This window comes from Vibrio sp. TRT 1302, assembly GCF_050113875.1.
Lineage (GTDB): Bacteria > Pseudomonadota > Gammaproteobacteria > Enterobacterales > Vibrionaceae > Vibrio.
Genome location: NZ_JBNJOF010000057.1, coordinates 1 through 546, shown reverse-complemented (window position 1 = coordinate 546; position 546 = coordinate 1). Strand labels below are relative to the sequence as shown.

At 47.8% G+C, this 546-nt stretch carries 1 protein-coding gene and 1 pseudogene; both read left to right on the top strand.

Annotated elements, in window-relative coordinates; genetic code table 11:
- Nucleotides 1-72: pseudogene (locus tag ACQEXP_RS21270) on the top strand (DUF2787 domain-containing protein); the annotation flags it as partial.
- 3 nt (nt 73-75) lie between these two features.
- Complete coding sequence (locus tag ACQEXP_RS21265; protein WP_222761273.1) at nt 76-252, top strand: hypothetical protein; 177 nt, start codon at nt 76-78, stop codon at nt 250-252.
- Nucleotides 253-546 lie beyond the last annotated feature (294 nt).

Sequence of the window (546 nt, the reverse complement as noted above, 5' to 3'; positions counted from 1 at the left end):
CTATGGGAGAATAACTTTCTTGCCTATGTCGATACGGACGCTTACAACGAGATAGCCGTCACCCCGCAATAACTCATGACTTCCCTTCTTCTACAAACCATCAAACTTGTCACTGCCCTCATTACGTTGTTCTCCCTTTCTCCGTTCTTCGGTGTCATTGGAGCCCTATCCAGTTTAGGGTTTCTGGTGGTGCTGTTGATTGGGTTATTGGCAGCCATTGTCGAGCTCAGTGATAAGCATAAGCCTCGTTAATGTTAATCGGCTCACGCTTTGGTGATGCCGATTGATGCTGTTTTCACCGTTGGACATTATGTGTCTGACCCACCTCTATTCTCCCGACATTAAATGTCCGACTCCGGTGTGGAGCTTTGATGTATTTAGAGCGTAGTCATGAGCAATAAAACCAGCATTGAAGGGTTATCCGCTTTGCTGCACACGCTGATGCTTATTCCTCAACATCGATGGATCACCGTTAGGGAGTTGCAGCAGCAGTTAGCCCTACTCGATATCCACCGCACCACGCGCAGCATTAAACGCTACCTCGAT

Bases quoted from the DNA above. Each gene is read 5' to 3' on its own strand.
- ACQEXP_RS21265 (WP_222761273.1), top strand. From the start codon at position 76: ATGACTTCCCTTCTTCTACAAACCATCAAACTTGTCACTGCCCTCATT.